The following is a 17932-nucleotide window of genomic DNA, read 5'->3' as shown; positions in this document are numbered from 1 at the left end:
CTTCTACTATATCTCCGGCCAGGCAAATCCAACGCCACCATGCCGGTACCGCTCTGTTTCCTGCAGATAAAAAGTATTTACCCCCTGAAGTCCGATTCCGGAATAGTATAAAAATTGGTCTACGTGCTCCTGGTATTCACCAAACTCCCGATACTCTTTATGTAAAGCAAGCAATTCAGCCAGATCTTCATTATGAATACGAAGGGCTTCAGCACTGGCATCTTCCAGCGAAAGTTTGTATTCCTGCTGCAAGACAAGGATCAGATTAAAAACCTCTGTGCCTTTCGCCAATTCCTTTGGCAGGGAATGAATATCGTTTTGCCAGGCAACAACCCTGACAAATAAAGTGATCATTCGTTGTACCACAGGATGCTCTATAACATGATCTGGTAAAATAAGCCCTGATTCTATATCTCCAAAGATCATGTAGGGGTGCATCAGTACGGAATACTCACGAAGGACCTTGTAAAGCATAAGGGAGGGCGGCCGGTTAGCCACTTTATAAGGACGTTCTGGTTCGATCCCGTATCTGGTGGAAATATAAAAATAGTTGGCAAAGCGTTGCACCCACATTTCAGGCATGAAAGCGCGGAACTCATCCCTGATCAATGCCAGATGCCGGTACAATGCATTTTCTTCCGGCCTTGGCTGATCTCCCCTAAGTATCGCCGTACAACGGGTTCGCAGGTGCCCGATTTCCTCGGAAGATGAATCTTCCACCTGGTCATCAAGCACAACATACTGGAGCATAAACCTGTTACAGGGAATGGTCTGCTCGTATGTTAAGTGGGGCCACATACAAGCTGTACAGGCATGCAGCCGCATCTTCTTATATCTTATTCTTTGCTTTTCTGTCAAAAATGTATAGTCGTTGTCAATCCACGCATCCATATCCCTGCCCATTTGTTCTATATGGGGATTCACAAGATTGGGCCATGGATAATAGTTCAGCGGAAGATAGTCCCGTGAGTTGTATTCTGCTGCTGTCATTACTATGGTATTTTGGGCATGGTGGTTTCTGTGATCATATACCGGGATTGAAGAATTGTAATCAGTGAACGGCCTGCTTCACTGCCTGCGCGGCAGGAAATCCGCTCAATGTGTTGTAACGGTCCAATTTGGCAGACACTGATTTCCAGCCAGTGAGCGTAATGCTGATATAATGTATCCTGTTAACTACAGCATCATGCCAACTTCCGAAATCAGGCAGGGACCGCTGAAGGGTTATAAATTCTTCGAGGTACTCATTGTGTATACGCAGGCCTTCCAGACAGGCATCTTCGAGGGAAATGTTCAGGTTGTGCTGTATCGCCTTTACTACATTGTAATATATACTGTCCGTAGCTTCGTCTTTAATGACAGATTGGACCTCATTGTAACAAACCATCATACGGCTGGCCAGTGCCTTGATCCGTTGTATTACGGGATGTCCGTGTATTTCAGGTGGCAGGAACAGATTTGTTTCTATATCTGCCAATTCGAGGAAAGGGTACAGACAGAGAGAGTCTTCGCGGATAATAAAGCACTCCTCTATACCGGGAAAAGCTTTTTTACTTTTATAGCTAATTTCCTGTTGAAGGCCTTTAAAATACCTATTGAGTGCTTCGATGAAATGGAGTAAAGATCCCTCCGGGATAAATTGCAGCAATTCATTTCTTAAGGTAGCCAGCAAGGAACCCAATGGAAGTTGTGAAGCTGCTGCATTCATATTGCCCCGGAGTATAGCGAGGGAGCGTTCATGGACCACCAGCAGTTCTTCGGGCGTCACTTCCTCATACATATCGTCGTTAATGAGTGTCCATAACATAAACCGGCAAATAGGCTTCAGCCTTTCAAAGCTGGCCGTAGGGAACCATTGGGAGGCAATATGGGCAGTTTTTGTTTTCTTATATTTTTCTCTTACACCGGGATCATCTTTATAAATAAAAAGGTATTCACCATCAATCCATTCATTGTCTGTAATTTCCTGTATTGCTTCTGCAAATGGGTTTTTAAAAACAGGAAAGGGATAACGGAACATGGATAGTACCTGGCGGCTTGTAATGGATGAAGGGTTCATAAGCATATTGTTGTAGGTTACTAAAATCCGGAATAGCCGGGGCATACGGATCTGGCAAAGCGGATAAAACCCGCTTCACGGGAAAACAAAAGCCTTATCTGCAGGCTATAAAAAGACAACTGCATAAGCAGCTTAGCTTACCGATCGGCATAATTGATCAGGCCGCGTAAGTACAGGCATGCTCATACTACACTAACGAAGAGAATTAACCGTAGCAAGGGAATCGTAAGAAGCTTTAATGTTGATAACAGTAATTAACTTATACTAAGATAAGAGAACATACTAATTCGTTTGGGTAAGCGAAAAAAATCCTGCGCTGCGATTTATAACTGCGCAAGCTCCCGGGCGGGTATGGTTTCCTCAATGCGGGTAAAGATCACTTTGTCCTCAAACAAGAGGTGTTCGTGTACCAGCTTTACAAAAGCTTCATAGATATAATCACCTTCCTGGGCCGCTGGTAAGCGTTCGGCCAATACCCGGATGGTATTATGTTCACGGTGCAATAAATTGGTGTATTGTAAGCCAAAATGATGTTGGACCAGAAAAGGGATCAGGGTCTTTTCTTCAGCTTCCATGTGCTTTTGCAGGTTGTTGATCCAGAAGTTTACCACGGCCTGCTTGGTTGTCTTGCTGCTTTTGCCCGCCATAATATTTCCCAGGAGCTGGGTGCATATTTGCCGGTCACTGGCCAGGTGGTTCAAAAACGGTTGTAGTACGGCATTCTGTTCCATATAAGTCCCTCCTTTCCCATAGATACGACAAGAATTACTCCATAAGCTGTCGGTGTGGAAAACTTTAACAAATCGGCAGTCGTGGATCGGCGGCTTATTGCCGATTGTCGACTGCCGATTGCCAGGGCTATTTCAACGCCTTAATGATCGCGATAAATTCTTCTGCATTGAGGGAGGCGCCGCCTACCAGGCCGCCATCTACATCCGGGCGGGCAAATAATTCCACAGCATTGTTGGCTTTCACACTGCCGCCGTATAAAATTGAAATATTGTTGGCCAGTAAGGGACCATATTGTTTGGCCAGTACGCTGCGCAGGTGTGCATGCATTTCCTGCGCCTGGTCTGAGCTGGCGGTTTTACCGGTGCCAATGGCCCAGATGGGTTCATATGCAATGACGATCTTCGAGATCACGCTATCGGCGAGGTGAAAAAGAGACTCTTTCAGCTGCGTTTCCACATACCCATTCTGGGTACCGGCCTCGCGGATGCTGAGGGGTTCACCACAACAGAAAATGGGCGTGATGCCGTACTCAAGACAGATATCTATTTTTTCGGCCAGCATCTTATTGCTTTCCTGGAAATACTCACGGCGCTCACTATGCCCCAGCACACAATACTTAATGCCGATAGAATGCAACATTTCGGCAGATACTTCACCTGTATAAGCGCCAGATTTCTTGTTGTAACAATTCTGTGCTGCTATAAAATAATTGGGTTCATCGGCTACTTCACTATTGGCCATAATGAGGTAAGGGAAGGGTACCGCAAAGACAACCTGCCGGTGATCGGCCAGGGCGATATTTGCTCCCAGGATATTGTCCAATAAGTCCTCTCCCTGCTGGTACGTACAGTTCATTTTCCAGTTAGCAGCAGCAATTTGTTTACGCATGTTGGTTGATTTGATTATGATTGCTCAAAAATATGTTTCAATTGCTTTGCTTCCGCGTCTGTCAGTTGCTGATTTTTTAATTTTTTCCAGTTACTGATATCTGATAAGGCTTTTTCAAATTCATATCTTGATAATGCCTTGCTGCCCCAGGTAAAGCTGGGAATGAATTTAGGCGTCAGCCCTTCGCCAAATATATTGGCGCAAATACCCGTTACAGTACCTGTATTAAAAGCAGTATTGATGGCGGCGCGGGAATAATCGCCCATGAGCAATCCACATTTCATGCCGGCACGGATATAATCTTTGGAAGGGTTGTGCCATACCTTTACATCCGAGGCAGTGTTCTTGAGGTTGGAATTGGAAGTACCGGCGCCGAGATTGCACCACTCGCCTATTACTGCGTCACCCAGGTAGCCATCGTGGGCTTTGTTGGAATAACCCAGGAATACACTGTTCTTGATCTCACCGCCTACGGTACTATAAGGTCCGATGGTGGTGGCGCCATAAATTTTGCTGCCCATTTTTACCACTGCCCCTTCACAAAGGGCAAAAGGCCCCCTGATAAAGCTGCCTTCCATGATCTCTGCATCCTTGCCAATATAGATCGGCCCCTGGGAGGCATTGAGCATACAATGGGCCAGGCGGGCGCCCTCTTCAATAAAAATGTCTTTGGCATTGATCACCTGCACACTTTCGGGAATGACCTGCGTTGTCTTATTACGGGTAACCAGTTTGAAATCTTCCCGCAGGGCCCAGTCATTGCATTCGAATATATGCCAGGGGTATTGCAGTATTTTGATGGATTCCCAATCGGGATCTTTCTTCAGTAAGTTGTCTTCCGTTTGGAAGGAAGCAATAAACTGTTCGGAAGGGATGATATTGGTGGCAAAGAGCCTTGCGTCGGGAGAAGAGACCATATTCGCATCTTCTACCACTTTTACCTCCTGCCCCAGCAGGGCTTCCCATTTCTCGCGGATGGTCAATATGCCGATCCGGATATCTGCTGCAGAGCGCATCAGCGTAAAAGGGAATAAATGATCGCGTACTTCTTTATCGTTCAGGAATATCATAGTAGCGTATTACACTGGTTAATGACTGGTTTTCAAATGTAATACATCCTTGTATGCAATCCTGATTCCAGGGAAAAAGTCGAGGAGTCGGAAAGACGGAAAGTCCGGAAGAAAAACGACAACGCAACGACCTATATTACTTACTGACTTTCGGACTTGCCTTAAAAAAAGAATCCCTCTCCTAAGAATAGGAAAGGGAAAGTATAGCCATGAAAAACAAAAAATGTTATGCTGAAGTTAAGCTTATTTCTTCTTTTCGTAACGCTTTTTGAACTTATCAATTCTACCTGCTGTATCAACCAGTACATTCTGACCAGTGTAGAACGGGTGAGAAGTACTTGAAATTTCCAGCTTTACCAATGGATACTCATTGCCATCTTCGTACTTGATCGTCTCTTTGGTATCTGCAGTAGAACGGCTCAAAAAGCTGGTACCATTACTCATGTCTTTAAAAACTACAAACCGAAAACCTGCGGGATGGATGCCTTTTTTCATAACTCTCTGATTTAAAGGTTGTACGGATTTTGCCGTACAATATTTTAATTATTAACAAAGCCGCAAAATTACTTCCCGACTGTCTTACCGCCAAATTAAATTTATTTCAATTGATAGCCAATTTAAGTTGAACAAAATTATAGTTGCAACACTGTTTATTGACTAAAATCAACGAAACGTCTAAACTCAATCGTTTGCATTGATCTACTGATATAAAGATGTAAACCAGGTTGCAGGGGTTGCAGGACTATAAGTTAAAGAAAATGAAAACCGTAAATCGTGAATCGGCCATCGTAAATTAAATCCCTGACAGGCAAAATGGCGGATCAAATAAAGAAATACCCTAATTCAAGTTAGCCGCTCCCCTATTTTCGGACAATTCTGTCGATTGACGATCCTTGTAAAAGGAAAAAGCACCGGGTTAATAGTCATACTCACCGAAGTGTGTACATTTTATTAATCCAATGCTTTCCCAAAAAATCGCTTTCAATACTGTTTAATTTATTTCCAGCAACTTTCTACCTCTAAGGTACTTTACTATAGATAGCTGTTCCAAATTTTCAGCCCTTCTGATATGCACCAGTTGTGCACCAGGTTATACACATCGGAAAGCTTCGAGCTGCGAGCAGCGAGCTAAAACCCCGGAGCTTCGAGGCAAAGGGCTCGCAGCTCGTGGCTAGTATTCCTAGCTTCTCATATTCTCGAACTGCAAGGGAATACCCAGTTCCGCGCCACGGCACAACTGAATGACTTCCTGCAGGTCGTCGATCTTTTTGCCGGTTACCCGTACCATATCATCCATAATGGCGGCCTGAACTTTCATGCCGGAATCTTTGATGAGCTTCACGATCTTTTTGGCATCTTCCTGCTTAAGCCCATTCCGTACAGTCACCTCCTGTTTGGTGAGCTTTCCGCTGGGATAGGACTCCTTGGAAGTATCAAACGCTTCCGGAGCAATCCCCTGCTTGTGGGCACGGTTGATCAATACATCGATCAGCTGACGCATCTTCATGTCGTCTTCTGTCTCAAGACTGATCTTAAACTCCTTTTTGTCCAGCTTGATCACCACATGGGAGCCTTTGAAGTCAAAACGGTTGGTAATCTCCTTGGTGGTAACATTGACGGCATTGTCCAATGCCTGGGCGTCTACTTTACTAACGATATCGAATGAGGGCATGGCAACATTTTGCGCAAAGCTAGGGAATGTATAGAAATCATAATATCCTAATTTGCTGCCTGAAATCTTACCGGTAATGACGACCTATGTAATGGGCGATATTCACGGCGGCCACAAGGCCCTGCTCCAATGCCTCCAGCGTTCGGGGTTCGACTATGAGCGGGATACCCTGATCCAGCTGGGCGATATCGCCGATGGCTATGATGAAGTATTTGCCTGTGTAGAGACCCTGCTCACCGTCCGGCACCTGGTAGCCATCAAGGGTAATCACGACGATTGGTTCCAGACCTTTATCCGGACTGGTTTTCACCCCCAGTACTGGAACCAGGGCGGTGAAGGCACCCTCCGCTCCTACCTCATAGCCGCCGGTAAGCAGGATCTGATCCCCGCCTATGGCAATATCCATCCCCAGGCATTGAACCCCCCCGATATACCCGCCACGCACCGCCATTTCTTCAATCACCAACGGCTCTACTACCTGGATGATCACATGAACTGTTTTGTACATGCCGGCTTCGACCGCCGGCTGCCATTCAGGGAGCAATTACCCCATCTGTATTATTGGGATCGCGAACTTTGGCTGGAAGCCCTTTCCTGGGAGGCTACCAACCGGGGCAAGAAAAGACCCGCCCGCTTTAAGATGGCTACCCGGTTCCACGAGGTCTTTATCGGGCATACCCGTACCATCATGTGGGGAACCGACCAGCCCATGAAAGCAGCCAATGTCAATAATATTGATACCGGCGGAGGCGGAGGCGGCAGGTTGACAATTATGAATGTGGAAACAAAAGAATGCTGGCAATCGGATCCGGTAAACAGCTTATACGAAATTTCTTACCGGTGATCTTTGGAGTGAGGGAGACATTTTAAATGTCTACACTACGACAATAAAAAAGGCCCCATAGACATGGGGCCCGTTAACCAAAACTAACTGCTTATGAGAAAAAATGTATAATCGTTTTTTATTAAACCATCAATATAATACTCGTCTGTTTTTGAATTCCTGTCTGTTTGCTTCGTACATTCTATAAACGCCTGTTCAGGTCTTTTTATTTTACATGTACGAAATTCCGCATCCTACGAGGTACATCAGTACTATTGCTATGAGTATTATCTTTTTCATCGTTGGTTACTATATATAAGACCATTTTAAAAAGAAAAGGTTGTGCCATACCCTGTTAAAGATTTCCAAAAGCCTTGTTGCCTCATTAAAACCAGGTTAAACAGCTCTTTCGTCTTTTATTCTCACTGCCTCTTTTCCCATTAGACGAAAACTTTATCATTTTGGGAAACACGATTCTTCTATTGCAATCCTCGTACCAGCCCTATTACCACAAGTGGGTATTGCACATTTGTCAAATCTTTATTTACTTACGCACCAGACTTCCTGTAAGATGTTATCGGCTGGTTATTCACCACCGCCTTTAACACGATTTTGTTCATCGCCGGCGCCACCTTTCTTACGACCGTTGGTATTCTTCAAAGGTTTTCCAAAACGATAAGTAAAGGTTAAGTTGACTACCCGTGAGTCACGGTAGTTCTTGAACTTCGCTTCCGTTGACTGGAAGTTGATCTCACCCTTGGGTTGTTGTGTGTAGAAGATATCGCGCACATTCAATTTCACCGTACCTTTTCCTTTCAACACTTGTTTGGCAATACCGGCAGACAATTGGCCGAAGGGATCAAGTACGATCTGCCCTTCAGGACCTTTACCACGGAACCAGCCACTCAACTCAGCACTCCAGCCCTTGTTGAACTTAAACTGGTTGTTCATATTTACCATCAGGTTGCCAGCTTCTACGTTCAATTCTTCACCATTGAGCACACCACTGTATTTGATGTAATTGTAATTGCTGTACAGCATGGTAGTGAACCATTTTGTGACAGGTATCTGAACACTTACCGCAATACCTACGTTTTCGCGCCTGCCGATATTACCCTGGCGCACGATGGTAGCATAACCATTTTCTCCATTGGGCAATTTATCCTGGGTAAAGGTTTCGTTGAACAGGTCCTTGGTTACATTATAATTCAGGGTGGTAGTCAGGAAACCTTTGAAAATATGCGTCAGTTCGATGTTGTCGCTATACTGTGGTTTCATGAAGGGATTACCCGAACCATAAGTAAACTTGTCGATAAAGAACATAAAGGGATTGAGGTTCTCATAGGAAGGGCGGTCAATCCGACGGCCATAATTGAGGCCAAACTGGTTGTCCTTATTAGCATTGTAGCTAATATAGACGGTAGGGAACAAGCTGTTGTAAGAACGGTCAAATGCTGAATCCTTCTGTGTAGGGTTGCCATACTGAATGCCTTCCAGGTTGGTATTCTCAAACCTCAGACCAGCCTGTACGCCCCATTTTTTATTCAATTGTTTATTCAGGCTTACATAGGCGGCATTGATGTTTTCTTTATAATCAAAGAAATTGGTTTTGGCATAATCCGTCTGCCACTGACCACTTACAAACTCAAAATAGTTGGCTTTGTTCTCCGTGTTTACATAGCTGGATTTAACACCCATTTCCAGTTTCATATTGTTCTTCAGGGGGTGGGTATAATCAACTTTTGCGGAATAGATATTAATGGACAGGGGAAGATTACCATCCAGCAGCTCATCATAACGCTTTACCCATCCTGGGTTGTAGGTGGTATTGATAAAGTGCTGGTCATTGGAAGCATCATACCGGATATAATCCAGGTCCGCAGTCAGCTCACGACCAGTAGAATCGAACTGATGACGCATATTGAGGTTTACACTGGCATTCTTCCACACTTCTTTAATATAGGAATCGGCCGTGATAATGGAATCGACCTGACTCTGGGGGTTTTTAAGATAGCTGGTATTTTTACCATCATTGGTCTCAGGATTATAAGCTCCGCTCAATACAAAGCCAATAGTGGTCTTATTGGTAAGGTAATAATCCATACCCAGTTTCAGGTTATTGTTGCGGTTCAGCTTTTTCATAAAAGCAACCTGCTCAAAGATGGCATTGGTGGTCTTATCATTATTCTTATACCGGCGGTAAATGTCCAACTGCTGGAAGTTTTCATTGTATCCAAAGCTGTAGCTGCTGAACAGGTTCATCTTACCATCGCGGTAATTAAGGCTGATGCTCTCATTGGTCTTGAAATAAACACCCTGCCCCACTCCCACGGTAGCATTACCGTTGAAACCTTTGATCTTGTTCTTTTTGGTTTTGATATTGATGATACCGGAATTGCCGGCGGCATCGTATTTGGCAGGTGGGTTGGTCATGATCTCGATCTGGTCGAGCTGGGAAGCCTGCATACCTTTCAGCAGGTTGGCCAGTTCAGGCCCTGTAAGGTAGGAAGGACGGCCATCCATCATGATCACTACCCCTTGTTTGCCTTTCAGGCTGATATTACCATCCTTGTCTACCTGCACGCCGGGGGCTTTTTCCAGCACTTCCAGGGCATTGGCGCCCACATTGGTCACCGAGGCTTCTACATTCACTACTGTCCTGTCGATCTTTTGCTCGATCATGGGCCTGCTGGCCGTGATGGTTACTGCTTTCATTTCCTTTGATTCTCCCACCAGCGCTACCGGCGCTACTTCTACCGCCGTACCGGCCACTTCAAATGCAGGGGTATATTTTTTAGCATGACCTACTGCGGAAACCAGCAGCAGGTATTTACCCTCAGGAATGTTCTCAAACTCAAATTTTCCGGCTTTATCGGAAACGGACATTTTCACAACTGCAGAATCTTTGGCTTTTAAAAGGGTCACAGTGGCTGCCTGAATGGCCGCCTTGTCGGCACCTCCTACTGTTCCGGCTACTTTAGCGGCCTTTTGCTGGGCTACAGCAGCGAGATTGAAAGCAGTCAGGATAATGGAGGCGACGATTAGTTTTGTTCTCATGGCTATACTCTTTACTTTGTTGAATACTTTATCTTATCTATTACAGTCCAAAAATAGGTACTATGTTACGCATAGTACATTGTCAAGTGTTGAAAGGCTGATTATATTGATATCCGGTAATTATTGGGTGACGGTAGTATGACGATCACCGGCCAATTAGGTTACAGGGGAGCCTCCGATTGGGATAAAAGGCGGGAAAGTGGGCGTAAACGGTAAGAAAGAGGATCGGGCGTGCGAAAACTGGCCGGAGGAGGTTAGCCAGGGCCGATACGGCTGACACACGGCTGTACAACGGCTTAACTACGAATGACATACGGAGGCATATCGCTATAAGGTCGCTATAACGTCGCTAAAAGGTCGCTGAAAGGCCGCTAAAAGATCGTTGGAAGGTCGCTGAAGAGACGCTTAAAGGTCGCGACAATATCGCTGCAAGAAGTATAATTAAATATCGGATAATCGTTACAAAGCATGAAGGATCAGTTAATTTTAACAATTAGTCCAGTCTTTAAATTTACAAAAAAAGCCCGGAAATTACTTCCCGGGCCTCTATTATTTTTTAGCTGCACTCTCTTGCCGACAGAAGGGCATAGGGCATTAAGCTGCTGGTTGTTTTCGCTTTGTGAGGTATATATATAAGGCGATACCTCCTATCACCAGGCCGGAAGAGATCAACTCTGCCTGGGTGGGGTGGAAACCGCCAATACTATAGGTGGTATTTACCCGTATTTTTTCTACAAAGAAACGCTCCAAGCCATTTACAATGAGATAGATAGCAAACATAGTACCGGGCACTTTCAAGCGATTGCGGAGCGCCCACAGCAAGGCAAAGAGCAGGAAACCTGCTACGGATTCATAAAAAGGTGTCGGAAATACTGGTATAGGCAACTGGTTGCAATATTGGGGATCGGTGCAGCCTGCAATAGGCGAACCTTCGTTAATTACATTGTGGGGGTATTGGTAGGCCACCATCCAATCGGGTAGCCAGGAAGGGGCTTTTACCGACTTGTGGTGCACCTGGGCAAGCGACTCTACCTGGAAGGTCTTCAAATAAAACCGGCTATTGGCTTGCAGGGCCGTGTTGAACTGGGTAGTATCGGCCAGCACTACTTTCGAATCGGGAGTAGTGACATAAGCGCTGTTCAGAATGCCCCAATCACCATCACCGGCCACCTGGCATCCGATACGGCCAATGGCATAGGCGATCATTAATCCGGGCGCCACGGCATCACACAGGTGTTTGAAACCTATCTTATGCTTACGGGCATAGAAAAAGATAGCTACAGCCGCACAGATCAGTCCACCGTAGAAAGTAAGTCCACTGAAAGATAGCAGCGCCTCGATAGGGCTGGCCCAGAATTCGTTCCAGTTTTCCAGGTTATGGAATATTTTGGCGCCGAGAAAACCAAAGAGGGCGGCATAGATCACCAGGTCCCCTACCCTGTCGTGGGGCCATATACGCACCACGCGCTCTTCGGGCTTTTCCAGCTTTTGCTTATTCTTCTCCCACCACTTAATACCGGCAAACAACAAACCCAGGCCGATACCCACCGGCCAGTTGCCGGCAGCCGAGAAGATAAAAGACTGCGGATCTTCTGTGGCAGGGTCATTGGAGAGAAACAGACCTATTATCTTATAGCCCAGGATAAAGCCCAGCACAAAATTGAGTAATATATCGCCAAACCCAGCCTTCTTACCTACCGTGATCTTTACATCCTGGCCAGTAAGTAAACCTGCCCGCTCTTTGCGCTTTAGCTCATGCGTAAGCACCCAGGCAGCCGCCAGAAAAGAAAGGGCAACGAAAAATCCAAAAGAGTTCACGAAGCGCAGCCCTTTTGCTTCAATGCCGAACAGATCACGAAAAGCGTAGTATAGGTTGGGATACATGTATTACAGATAGTTGAATATTAGAAGTCCTGTTTGAGATTTTGAATGTGCAATGATAAGTAAAAGCTTCCAGCAATAAAAAACCCTCCCAGGAATGGGAAGGTTTATCACTATGAACAAAGCTGATTTAATCAGCGTAATTCCTTAACAGTACTCATCAAAAGCAGCGATCAGGTTGTGGGCGATCATCTGCGCAGGGCGTCCTTCAATCTGGTGACGCTCGATAAAATGCACCAACTGGCCATTCTTAAATAGAGCGATGGCGGGTGAAGAGGGGGGATAAGGCAATAAATGCTCACGCAATTTTTTAATGGCATCCACATCAAAACCAGCGAAGCTGGTGCTCAGGTGATCAGGCTTTTTGCTGGCATTGGCCACGGCCATCAACACACCCGGACGGGCCGATCCTGCCGAACAACCACACACGGAATTGATCATTACGAGGGTCGTGCCTTCTTTACTCAATTGGTTGTCAACTTCTGTGGGGGTCAATAACTCCCTGAAACCATAGTCCGTCAGCTCCTCTTTCATGGGCTGCACTATTTCTGCTGGATACATATTAAATGATGTTTTTTAGTTCATTGTTAGAACGCAAATCTACGCAAAAAGTTGACGCGGTGGGCTGGAAGGCATCAAGGCAACAAGGCATCAGGGCAATGAGGGAAGTAAAAGCGCCTTTATGTCAGCCTATTTGCCAAAGCGATGCCATTTAGTCATCACAAGTTTGCATTTCCGTACATTATGGCGGTAAAAACAGGTATTTTTTGCGTTGGTATGCCATTTGGAATTACTGCTGTACAAATCATTTAAAACAAAAAAAATTATAGGCTATGACACACGTAAAATTCAACAACCGTCCGGTAAACAGGGTATTTAACTCAGTATTTGATGACCTGCTTAATCAGTTTCCGGCTACCTGGAAGGATAGCACTTTACAGTATCCTCCGGTAAATATTCATGAAACAAAAGACGCTTACCATGTAGAATTAAGCGCCGCCGGTTTAAGTAAAGAAGATTTTCAGGTGAAGGTAGAAGAAGGTTTACTGACCATCAGTTTCGAAAAGAAAGAAGAAGCAAAAACTGATGATTACAAAACGGTTCGCAGGGAATTTACACAACGCAGCTTTAAACGCAGCTTTTCTGTAGACGACCAGGTAGATGTGGATAATATCCAGGCTAAGTACGACCAAGGTGTACTGAAACTGCACCTGCCTAAGAAAGAGCAGGCAAAAGCAAGCGTAAAACAGATTAGTATCCAGTAAGAAAAGTATTAAATATTTCTTAATTCTTTTTTCATAAGCAGTTGGTTTTGGTTTTAGCCCCATCCCGATCTCTATCGGGATGGGTTTTTTATTGTTTTGTTATTAACTTCGGCCACGATTCTAAAACATGACAAGTCCACAGCCCTTTAAAAATAGAGTTCTGGTGCTAATGGTATGCCTGTTTGCACCAACGGCCTGGTTAGCAGCACAAGATCAACGGACTGATACGGTACCCACCCGGTCGTCGGTCGATACGGTGACGCACCCTTTCCCTGTACATATAGATTCAGTGGAAACGGCCTTGCGCATCAAAAACCTCAATCCCTATTTTACCCTCCATGTCGATTCGACCCTCACCTACCGGCTGGAGATCAATAAAGACGAATCCAAGTTTTACTGGTACCTGCGGAATTCACCCGTGGGCCTGCGGATCAATAAAGACAATGGCACACTCACCTTTAAGGCGGAGAAGTCCTATTTCCTGAGTGGTAAACTCAGGTATGACAATGAATACCGCGTAAATATCGGAGTGCAGAGCCTGGACAATCCCACGGAGCGTGTAGATACCTCTTTTGCCATTGTATTTTATAATACCGAGATCGTACCGGCCAAAATAAAGCCTTCAGTCAATTCTACCGTCACCATCGATGAGGGAGATACCCTTTCCTTTAAAGTACAATGTGATTTCGGCAGCTTCCCGATAGACAATATCACTTTCCTCTCCAATATGCCCATCAAGAATTATACGACGGTGAGGAAGTGTGATGACGATTTTACCTGGTCGCCGCCCTTTGATTTTGTGAAGGATTCGGACCCCGGCAAGGAAAAAATAGTATTGTTGAGCTTTATTGGCACCAACCGGTTTATGGTAAGGGACACAGCGGTGGTAAGAGTAATTGTAAAAGACGCGCTGAACTATCCTTTTGCTTTGCAGGAATACAACCTGGCAGCCCGGAATATCAACACCTATGTATTGCAATTAAAATATACGTTTGTACAGCTGGATAAGGGAGTGAAGAAGACCAAGGGCGCCCGGACCGGTTTTGATATCACTAGTTCAACCACCGCCCTCACCGGTACCATATTAACATCCTCCACCAGCACCGGCGCCCAGCAAACCGGCAAAATATTGCCCAGTGTAGGCGTATCCCTGGTTCCTATCAAGGAGGCCGTAGCTCCACAAAAAGTATTCGATCAGAACCAGGCCTCTTCCATCCGTTCTTCCATCAAGCGCCTGGATTATATGCTGCAGGACAATGCGGTGGTAGGCGAACGCGATCCGGATATTTCGAAAAAGACGGCCAAATTAAAGGATGAGCTGAAACAAATACAGATCCAGCTGATCGACATTCCCCTGGAAATGACACGCGACATGAGCGAAAAGGACCTGAATGAATACTTCAATAGTCCCAAAGTGAATAAGAAGTACAGGTTGAAGAAGTAATTTGAAAATGTGGTAATGTGGTAATTTGAAAATGCCTTTGCGGAACCAGGGCGCAGCATAAGTCCTCATTTTCAAATTAACACATTCTCAAATTAACACATTATTATTCGCATTTGTCTTTCCTGCGTGTATCAATCAAATACTGGATCTTCCACTGCCCGTTGAGGCGTACCAACTGGAAAGAGTTGACGCCGCAGTGGCTGAACTGGCCGTTGAAATAAAACTTATACGGTGTCCACACACTGGCCAGCGGCCCATCGATCCTGATCGTCTCAAACTGGATACGCTCATCGGCGGCGCCGGCAGTTTGCTTGCCTACAAAATCGGCAAAGGCACTCACCGCTTCATTGCGGATCACTGTTTTCCCTTCTTTGTTGCGGGTTATTATGGTTTGCAGGATGGCGCTATCGGCAAAAGCAGTTTTTACGAGGCCCGCATTGGCCGTTTTCATGCCTTCAAACAATTGGTTCACGGCTGCCTTAACAGAGTCTTCGGTAGTTTGGGCCTGCAGCAGGCCATGGGTACTGATAGCCACCAGCAATAATAGCAATGCTTTTTTCATGTTGACTGTATTAAAATAGTTCTTTAAATATAACAGCCTTTAGCCAGCGCCCCGCCTTTTTTATACAAACGGCAGCCGGAGCTGTCCGATTTGTACAAAGAGAAATCCCGCTGCTTCCGTAAAAACGGAAATCAGCGGGATTTGTATTGTTGATACAGATAGAACATTGTATTCTTTTGAATACGATATGCTATATGCTGTATGCTGTATGCTCTTCTTAGTAACCCATGCCGCCCATATCAGGAGCGCCACCAGCATGGCTGTGGGCTTCTTCCTTCTTAGGCTTGTCGGCAATTACACACTCAGTAGTGAGCAGCATACCGGCAATAGAAGCAGCATTTTCCAATGCAATACGGGTAACCTTGGTAGGATCAATTACACCAGCGCGGAAAAGGTTTTCATACTTTTCAGTGCGTGCATTGAAACCAAAATCAGCCTGACCTTCTTTTACTTTCTGAACAACGATGCTACCTTCAATACCGCTGTTGAACACGATCTGGCGCAGCGGCTCTTCGATAGCGCGTTTAACGATAGCGATACCAGTCTGCTCGTCTTCATTTACAGCACCTTTCAGTTTGTCCAGGCTGGCAATAGCGCGGATGTACGCGATACCACCACCAGGCACAATACCTTCTTCTACTGCAGCACGTGTTGCATGCAGGGCATCATCTACACGGTCTTTCTTCTCTTTCATTTCTACTTCAGTAGCAGCACCTACATAGAGAACAGCTACACCACCGCTTAATTTAGCCAGGCGTTCCTGTAATTTTTCTTTATCGTAGTCAGAAGTAGTAGACTCGATCTGGGATTTGATCTGGTTTACACGGGCGATGATATCATCTTTTTTACCCTTGCCGCCAACAACAGTAGTGTTGTCTTTGTCGATGGTAACAGAAGAAGCTTGTCCCAGGTAGCTGAGGTCGGCTTTTTCCAGTGTATAACCTTGCTCTTCGCTGATCACGATACCTTTGGTAAGAACCGCGATATCCTGCAGCATTTCTTTACGACGGTCGCCGAAACCAGGAGCTTTTACAGCTGCTACTTTCAGGGTTCCACGCAATTTGTTTACCACCAGGGTAGCGAGTGCTTCACCTTCCAGGTCTTCAGAGATGATCAGTAAAGGACGGCCGCTTTGAGCAACTTTCTCCAGGATGTGGAGGATATCCTTCATAGCGCTGATCTTCTTATCGTAGATCAGGATATAAGGGTTTTGCAGTTCTACTTCCATCTTTTCGCTGTTGGTAACGAAATAAGCGGAGAGGTAACCACGGTCGAATTGCATACCTTCTACTACTTCTACAGTAGTATCAGTACCTTTTGCTTCTTCTACAGTGATCACACCTTCTTTACCTACTTTACCGAAAGCTTCAGCAATCAGCTTGCCGATGGTTTCGTCGTTGTTGGCAGAGATAGAAGCTACTTGTTGGATCTTTTTGCTATCGATACCTACAGGCTGAGACTGGCTCTTCAGGTTTTCTACCACCTGGGCAACAGCCTTGTCGATACCACGTTTCAGGTCCATTGGGTTGGCACCTGCAGCTACGTTTTTCAAACCTTCGCTGATGATAGCTTGTGCGAGTACAGTGGCAGTAGTAGTACCATCACCTGCAATATCAGCAGTTTTGGAAGCTACTTCTTTTACCATCTGGGCGCCCATGTTCTCGATGGGATCTTCCAGTTCAATTTCTTTTGCTACAGTAACACCATCTTTGGTGATCGCTGGTGCACCGAATTTCTTTTCCAGTACCACATTACGGCCTTTGGGACCTAATGTCACTTTCACCGCATTCGCCAGAATATCAACCCCTTTCTTCATTTTATTACGGGCTTCGATATCGAAGAACAGTTGTTTTGCCATATTATTTAATTTGAGAATTAGTTAATTTGAAAATTTGATAATGGAGAGCATAATATCATTACCACATTTATTAAACAATTGCCAGGATGTCGCTTTCTCTCATGATCAGGAGGTCATCACCCTCGATCTGGATCTCCGTTCCGGAATACTTACCGTATAATACGGTATCACCTACTTTTACTGTTACCGGCTCATCCTTCTTACCAGGACCTGCAGCAACTACGGTACCACGCTGAGGCTTTTCTTTGGCAGTGTCGGGGATGATGATACCACCGGCAGTTTTCTCTTCCGCTTTTGCGGGTTTCACAATTACCCGGTCGTGCAAGGGGGTAACATTGACTTTCTTAGCCATAGTTTATCAGTTTTTTGATTTTGGTGAAATGTTTAGTACCCGGCAATTGTGTTTTTGTGCCTGCCGGGGGGCGGCAAAGGTAAACATATTCCATACCAAACCGTTTATACAAGCCATTTTTTCAGCTTTGGAAGGAAATGGTGACAGAACCTTTACCTAGAACTGGCATATTGTATTCAAGCTCAATGCCATTATTGCAGTTAAGTCCGGAAGACCAGAAGTCCGGGGAGGCAAGTCCGGAAGACCGGAAGACGGAAAGACCGAAGAAA

At 45.3% G+C, this 17932-nt stretch carries 16 protein-coding genes; 3 read left to right on the top strand and 13 right to left on the bottom strand.

Annotated elements, in window-relative coordinates:
* Positions 1-6 precede the first annotated feature (6 nt).
* The 7 genes from D3H65_RS03210 to D3H65_RS03180 all read right to left on the bottom strand — a co-directional run bounded on the left by D3H65_RS03210 (position 7) and on the right by D3H65_RS03180 (position 6421).
* Complete coding sequence (locus tag D3H65_RS03210; protein ID WP_119048876.1) at positions 7-990, bottom strand: terpene synthase family protein; 984 nt, start codon at positions 988-990, stop codon at positions 7-9.
* A 61-nt stretch (positions 991-1051) separates the two neighbouring features.
* Complete coding sequence (locus D3H65_RS03205; protein ID WP_119048875.1) at positions 1052-2059, bottom strand: terpene synthase family protein; 1008 nt, start codon at positions 2057-2059, stop codon at positions 1052-1054.
* Positions 2060-2382: 323 nt separating this feature from the next.
* The gene (locus D3H65_RS03200) at positions 2383-2790 is read right to left on the bottom strand and encodes a hemerythrin domain-containing protein (RefSeq protein ID WP_119048874.1); all 408 of its coding nucleotides are present in this window, start codon (positions 2788-2790) and stop codon (positions 2383-2385) included.
* A gap of 127 nt (positions 2791-2917) precedes the next feature.
* Positions 2918-3679: a triose-phosphate isomerase gene (gene tpiA / locus D3H65_RS03195; RefSeq protein ID WP_119048873.1), complete on the bottom strand. Its 762-nt coding sequence runs from the start codon at positions 3677-3679 to the stop codon at positions 2918-2920.
* Between the two features lie 14 nt (positions 3680-3693).
* Positions 3694-4749 carry a putative sugar nucleotidyl transferase gene (locus D3H65_RS03190; RefSeq protein ID WP_119048872.1) on the bottom strand — a complete coding sequence of 352 codons (1056 nt, stop codon included), beginning with the start codon at positions 4747-4749 and terminating at the stop codon, positions 3694-3696.
* A gap of 243 nt (positions 4750-4992) precedes the next feature.
* Positions 4993-5244, bottom strand: coding sequence for a type B 50S ribosomal protein L31 (locus tag D3H65_RS03185; RefSeq protein ID WP_119048871.1), 252 nt, complete (start codon positions 5242-5244; stop codon positions 4993-4995).
* A 685-nt stretch (positions 5245-5929) separates the two neighbouring features.
* On the bottom strand, positions 5930-6421 hold the full coding sequence (locus tag D3H65_RS03180) for a YajQ family cyclic di-GMP-binding protein (protein ID WP_119048870.1): 492 nt from the start codon (positions 6419-6421) through the stop codon (positions 5930-5932).
* A gap of 76 nt (positions 6422-6497) precedes the next feature.
* On the opposite strand from D3H65_RS03180, the gene D3H65_RS03175 reads away from it, so the two are divergent.
* Positions 6498-7265: a metallophosphoesterase gene (locus tag D3H65_RS03175; RefSeq protein ID WP_119048869.1), complete on the top strand. Its 768-nt coding sequence runs from the start codon at positions 6498-6500 to the stop codon at positions 7263-7265.
* Between the two features lie 564 nt (positions 7266-7829).
* Here the strand turns inward: D3H65_RS03175 and D3H65_RS03170 are convergent.
* The 3 genes from D3H65_RS03170 to D3H65_RS03160 form a co-directional block, all read right to left on the bottom strand.
* Complete coding sequence (locus D3H65_RS03170; RefSeq protein ID WP_119048868.1) at positions 7830-10301, bottom strand: outer membrane beta-barrel family protein; 2472 nt, start codon at positions 10299-10301, stop codon at positions 7830-7832.
* Between the two features lie 594 nt (positions 10302-10895).
* The gene (locus tag D3H65_RS03165) at positions 10896-12185 is read right to left on the bottom strand and encodes a prolipoprotein diacylglyceryl transferase (RefSeq protein ID WP_119048867.1); all 1290 of its coding nucleotides are present in this window, start codon (positions 12183-12185) and stop codon (positions 10896-10898) included.
* A gap of 144 nt (positions 12186-12329) precedes the next feature.
* A complete protein-coding gene (locus D3H65_RS03160) occupies positions 12330-12743 on the bottom strand; it encodes a BrxA/BrxB family bacilliredoxin (RefSeq protein WP_119048866.1) in 414 nt (137 codons plus the stop codon).
* Between the two features lie 272 nt (positions 12744-13015).
* On the opposite strand from D3H65_RS03160, the gene D3H65_RS03155 reads away from it, so the two are divergent.
* Together D3H65_RS03155 and D3H65_RS03150 are read left to right on the top strand one after the other, a co-directional pair.
* Entirely contained in the window at positions 13016-13447 is a 432-nt protein-coding gene (locus D3H65_RS03155) for an Hsp20/alpha crystallin family protein (protein ID WP_119048865.1), read from the top strand.
* A 169-nt stretch (positions 13448-13616) separates the two neighbouring features.
* Positions 13617-14891, top strand: a complete 1275-nt coding sequence (locus D3H65_RS03150; RefSeq protein ID WP_245999668.1) for a hypothetical protein — start codon at positions 13617-13619, stop codon at positions 14889-14891.
* Positions 14892-14994: 103 nt separating this feature from the next.
* Here D3H65_RS03150 and D3H65_RS03145 read toward each other — a convergent pair whose 3' ends face one another.
* The 3 genes from D3H65_RS03145 to D3H65_RS03135 form a co-directional block, all read right to left on the bottom strand.
* Entirely contained in the window at positions 14995-15453 is a 459-nt protein-coding gene (locus D3H65_RS03145) for a nuclear transport factor 2 family protein (protein ID WP_119048863.1), read from the bottom strand.
* Positions 15454-15670: 217 nt separating this feature from the next.
* On the bottom strand, positions 15671-17311 hold the full coding sequence (groL, locus tag D3H65_RS03140; RefSeq protein WP_119048862.1) for a chaperonin GroEL: 1641 nt from the start codon (positions 17309-17311) through the stop codon (positions 15671-15673).
* A 70-nt stretch (positions 17312-17381) separates the two neighbouring features.
* Positions 17382-17663, bottom strand: coding sequence for a co-chaperone GroES (locus D3H65_RS03135; protein WP_119048861.1), 282 nt, complete (start codon positions 17661-17663; stop codon positions 17382-17384).
* Positions 17664-17932: the final 269 nt, after the last annotated feature.

Source organism: Paraflavitalea soli (genome assembly GCF_003555545.1).
GTDB lineage: Bacteria > Bacteroidota > Bacteroidia > Chitinophagales > Chitinophagaceae > Paraflavitalea > Paraflavitalea soli.
Note: the sequence above shows the minus strand (reverse complement) of the source record. Positions and strands in the feature narration are given on the sequence as shown.